Source organism: Parvibaculum sp., from assembly GCF_035511255.1.
Lineage (GTDB): Bacteria > Pseudomonadota > Alphaproteobacteria > Parvibaculales > Parvibaculaceae > Parvibaculum.
This window is the reverse complement of record NZ_DATKFR010000346.1, coordinates 1-4,673: the sequence shown is the minus strand read 5'-3', so window position 1 is coordinate 4,673 and position 4,673 is coordinate 1. Positions and strand designations below refer to the sequence as shown.

6 protein-coding genes are annotated in these 4,673 nt (G+C 62.6%); 2 read left to right on the top strand and 4 right to left on the bottom strand.

Translation table 11 applies throughout. The features are described from left to right. Positions 1–136 precede the first annotated feature (136 nt). Together VMR03_RS13465 and VMR03_RS13460 are read left to right on the top strand one after the other, a co-directional pair. Complete coding sequence (locus tag VMR03_RS13465; protein WP_414693184.1) at positions 137–262, top strand: ferrochelatase; 126 nt, start codon at positions 137–139, stop codon at positions 260–262. Continuing rightward, complete coding sequence (locus VMR03_RS13460; RefSeq protein ID WP_325406057.1) at positions 259–915, top strand: 2OG-Fe(II) oxygenase; 657 nt, start codon at positions 259–261, stop codon at positions 913–915. Before VMR03_RS13465 ends, VMR03_RS13460 begins: the two co-directional genes overlap by 4 nt. On the opposite strand, the gene nikR is transcribed toward VMR03_RS13460, so the two are convergent. The 4 genes from nikR to VMR03_RS13440 all read right to left on the bottom strand — a co-directional run bounded on the left by nikR (position 916) and on the right by VMR03_RS13440 (position 4,540). Then, positions 916–1,383, bottom strand: coding sequence for a nickel-responsive transcriptional regulator NikR (gene nikR, locus VMR03_RS13455; protein ID WP_325406055.1), 468 nt, complete (start codon positions 1,381–1,383; stop codon positions 916–918). A gap of 9 nt (positions 1,384–1,392) precedes the next feature. Beyond that, on the bottom strand, positions 1,393–2,754 hold the full coding sequence (glnT, locus tag VMR03_RS13450; RefSeq protein WP_325406053.1) for a type III glutamate--ammonia ligase: 1,362 nt from the start codon (positions 2,752–2,754) through the stop codon (positions 1,393–1,395). 107 nt (positions 2,755–2,861) lie between these two features. Continuing rightward, entirely contained in the window at positions 2,862–3,623 is a 762-nt protein-coding gene (locus VMR03_RS13445; protein WP_325406051.1) for a creatininase family protein, read from the bottom strand. A gap of 5 nt (positions 3,624–3,628) precedes the next feature. After that, the gene (locus VMR03_RS13440; RefSeq protein WP_325406049.1) at positions 3,629–4,540 is read right to left on the bottom strand and encodes an ABC transporter ATP-binding protein; all 912 of its coding nucleotides are present in this window, start codon (positions 4,538–4,540) and stop codon (positions 3,629–3,631) included. Positions 4,541–4,673: the final 133 nt, after the last annotated feature.

The window sequence follows — 4,673 nt, the reverse complement described above, 5'->3', positions numbered from 1 at the left end:
GAAGATATAGCAAGTAACTGAAATTAGTAGTGTTGCCATGAATCGCCTATGAGCGTTCCCAGTGCAGTGATGCGCGCAGTGCCGGCAATCCGTAGCCTGCCTGCCGACGCAAGCCGGGATCGGCGACAATGCACCCATGCTCGACGCTCCCGATACCGCCGTGCTGGTGGTCAACCTAGGCACCCCCGAGACGCCGACGGCCCCCGCCGTGCGGCGTTACCTGGCTGAATTCCTGTCCGACCCACGCGAGAACTCCCGATGAACGCCGCGCAGAACATTATCCGCCATTTCGCCGCCTGCCTCGACCGTGCGGCGGCAAAGCACGAGCCCTTCGCGCATTGGCTGCTGACCGATGCTCTTCCGGACGAAGTCGCCCATGCCATCCCGGCACTGCCGCTGGCACCACCCGAGATCGGCGACACGCTCGGCAAGCGCGAGACGCATAATTCGACGCGCAATTTTTTCTCGGTCGAGAACCGCGCGCGATTTCCTGTCTGCGAGGCGGTCGCCTCGGCATTTCAGGCTCCCGAGACGGTGCGGCGGCTCGAACAGACCACCGGCATAGCGCTGACCGGCAGTTCGCTGCGCATCGAATATTGCCAGGACCGCGATGGCTTCTGGCTGGAGCCGCATACCGATATCGGCGTCAAGCTCTTCACCATGCTCGTCTACCTGTCCGACGTGCCGGAGGCCGAAGGCTGGGGAACCGACATCTACGACGCTTCCAAGCGGCATCTGGGCTCGGCGCCCGGCGGTTTCGACAAGGGGATCATCTTCATTCCCGCCGACGACAGCTGGCACGGCGTCGCCAAGCGCGATTTCAACGGCGTCCGCAAGTCGATCATCGTCAATTACGTCAGGCCCGAATGGCGCGCCCGCCACGAACTTGCTTTCCCGGACCAGCCGATCGCCTGATCATTCGCCGGGTGTCGACGGATGCAACGGTGGAATCACCGCCGTCACGAGCTGCATCTTGCCGGAGATGACGCCGCGCTTGGTGATCATTTCGTCGGCAATCGCCTGAAGCGTCTTCGCCGGTCCCTGCACCAGGATCACCTCCATCGTCTGGTTGTGGACGAGATGGACGTGGAGCGACGAAATCACCTCGGCGATGTGGCGATACTGCAGATCGGCGAGCTGCTTCTGCAGGCCGCTTACTGAATTGTCGTAGAAGAGCGTGATCGTGCCGGCCATGACATCGTCGCCACGCTCGCGCTTATGCTCCACCAGAGACTGGTGGAGCATGTCGTTGATCGCCTGCGAGCGGCTGGCGAAACCGCGCGCCGCCACCATCTCGTCGAGCTCGGTCAGCAATTCCTCCGGCAGGGAAATGCTGATCCGGCTGACGGGACGGCTTTCGGAACGGTGTTCGATGTCGGCCATCGTCACTCCTCAGAACATGTGGCTGTAGCGTTCGATTTCCCACTGGCTGACCGAGAGGTGGTAGGCGTTCCACTCTTCGGTCTTGTACTTGATGAACTCATCGCGCAACTCCTTTCCGAGCACACGTTCCGTCAGGGGATCGGCGGCGAAGGCGGCGACCGCCTCCTGCAGGGTCTGGGGCAGGAAGTGGATGCCGCGAGCTTGGCGCGCCGCTTCGGAAATCGTGTAGAGATTATCCTCGTTCGGCGCGCCGGGGTCGATCCCCTCCCGGATGCCTTCGAGGCCGGCGGCAAGCGCCAGCGTCGCCGCGAGATAGGGGTTCACCGCACCGTCGGCATTGCGCGATTCGCAGCGTCCGCCGCCGGCCGGCACGCGCACGGAATTGGTGCGGTTGTTCGAGCCATAGGAGTTGAAGACCGGCGCCCAGGTGAAATAGCTCATCGCGCCCTGCCGCACGAGGCGCTTGTAGCTGTTGACCGTCGGCGCGAAGGCGGCGCAAAGCGCGGGGCCGTGCTTCAGGATGCCGCCGATGAACTGATAGCCGATCTTGGTGAGGCCGAGCCCGCGCGGATCGTCCTTCGGATCGCAGGCAAAGGCGTTCTTGCCGGTCGCGAGATCTGACAATGACATATTGAAGTGAGCGCCATTGCCGGTCTTGTTGGCGAAGGGCTTCGGCATCATGGTCGCGAGCAGGCCTTCTTCCTTCGCATAGTGCTTGGCCATGTCGCGGAAGAAGATCAACCGGTCGCACATGGTCAGCGCGTCGGCATACTGGAAATCGAATTCATACTGGCCATTCGCATCTTCGTGATCGAAGGAATAGAGATCCCAGCCGAGATCGTTGATGCAGGTCGCGACCTTGTCGAGCCAGGTGAACTGCTCCATGAAGCCGCGCACGTCGTAGCAAGGCTTCACCAGCTTGTCGTTCGGGTTCGGTACCGAGAGTGTGCCGTCTTCATTCTGGCGCAGCACATAGATTTCGCATTCGATGCCGAGGTTGAAGCCGTAGCCGAGCGAGGCCGCGTCGGCGAGCACGTTCTTCAGCGCGACGCGTGTGTTGAGCGGATAGGGCTTCCCCTGAAAGCCGTTATCGGCGGGCATCCAGGCGACCTTGGGTTCCCACGGCAGCTGGATGACGTGGTTGAGGTCCGGGATCGAGGTGATCTCGTCGTCGTTCGGCGCCTGGCCCAAACCGTCAAGGGCGTAGCCCGTATACCGCTCCGAACCATGCGCCATATGTTCGAGATGGTCGATCGGCACGACCTTGCCCTTGGGTACGCCGTGAATGTCGACATAGGCGCCGATGCAATATTTGACGCCCTTCTGCTTCAGCTCCTGCATCAGCTTCTTGATGTCGGGGGTCGCGCTCATTTTCGTTCTCCGTCTCGCACGTTAAAGCTTCGCCGTTTGCGGACTGTCCATTCGTCCGCATCGCATCGCGTCAGATTTTTCGAAGGCTCTTGGGGGAGCGGTGAGCCTCAGCCGCTGCTTTCGAAATAGGAGCGATCGAGCGGGGGCTTTTCCTTCAGGCCTCGCAAGATCAACTCGCTCAGATCCTCGACCATCCAGTCGAACCAGAGTTTTCCGTTTTCGCGCGTCGCCCGGCTCGGTGTGCCGGTGACGCCGTTCGTGCTGGTGCGATTGACGGGATGGGAAAAGACGAGGCCCTCGGTGCGGTCGGGATCGTCGGCCCCGGCCTGCGCATCGGGCCGCACCATCTCGGGCGCGGTCGCCAGCATCAGCGCGGTCTCGGCATCGTTCGCATGCCAGTCGTCGCCGTCGGCGAAATGGAATGCGCGGATGCGCGGGCTGATGGTGGCGGAGTTGACCAGCGCCACCATCATATCGTCGTGCTCGGCGCGCAGCATCTCAAGCGCGCAGCGCAGGGGCGCGACATTGGTCACATGCGTGTTGACCATGAAGAGGCGGCGGACGCCGGAATGATAGGCCCAGTCGCCGATGTCCTTGACGAGATTTATGAGCGTGACCGGCTGGAGCGCGATGGTGCCGGGCCAGCGGCGGCTATGCCCCAGCGAGCAGCCATAGAACATGGTCGGCAGCATCGGCACGCTGGTGCGCTCCGACACCGCCGTGCAAAGAATATCGGCGAGCACGGCGTCCATGCCGGTGCCCATATGCGGCCCGTGCTGCTCGGTCGCGCCGACGGGCAGGATCGCGGCCTGACTTGCCTTTTCCAGATCGACGGGCAGTTCCGCCCATGTCCGTTCAGACCAGAGCATCGCCCTCACTCCACATTGTCGCCGGCTTCGGCGAGCCGCATCATCACCGGATAGGGCTCGTCGCCCTCTTCCGTCAGCGTCTCGTTCGAATAGATCAGTTCCTCGAGCCGCGCCTTGGTCGCGAGGAATTCCTCCGAGATGCATTGATCCATCGCGCGGGGGCGGGGCACCGGCACCTCGATCAGCTCCTGCACCTCGCCCGGATGCGGCTTCAGCACCAGGATGCGGTCGGCCAGATAGATCGCCTCGTCGAGATCGTGGGTGATGAAGACGATGGTGATGTCGATCTTGCGCCAGATTTCGAGCAGATAGGCCTGCATGCGGGCGCGGGTCTGCGCGTCGAGCGCGCCGAAGGGTTCGTCCATCAGCAGGATGCGCGGCTGGTTCGCGAGCGCGCGCGCGATGGCGACACGCTGCTTCATGCCGCCGGACAATTGATGCGGATAGGCGTCGGCGAATTTTTCGAGGCCGATCAGTTGCAGCCATTGCAACGCCTGACGTTCGGCTTCCAGGCGGCCGGCATTGTTGACTTCGAGGCCGAACATCACGTTGCGCTTGACGGTCAGCCACGGAAAAAGCGTATAGCCCTGAAAGACCATGCCGCGGTCGCGCCCCGGGCCGCGCACCGGCTTTCCTTCCAGCAACACCTCGCCCGTCGTCTGGGTTTCGAGACCGGCCAGAATGCGGATGAGCGTGGACTTGCCGCAACCCGAGGGTCCGACGATGCAGAGAAATTCGCGGCGGTGCGTTTCGAACTCGATGTCCTTCAGCGCGACCGTCTCCTTGTTTCGCGTCTGGAAGGTCTTGCCGAGGGCCTTCACCTTCAGGATGACGTCGCGCGACTTCAGCCTGTCGAAGCGGGCGCGCACCTCGTCCGATTGTTCGAGATAGGAAGGAAGCGTTTTCTGAGCGTTCATGGCTTTCTTCTCCTCACGCCTTCGCGGTCCGGTCCCAGGGGAAAAGACGCTTGCCGAGCCGGGCAAGCACGAGGTCGGTGCCGAGGCCGATGATCCCGATCATGAAGATCGCGGCATAGACGTTCGAGAAATG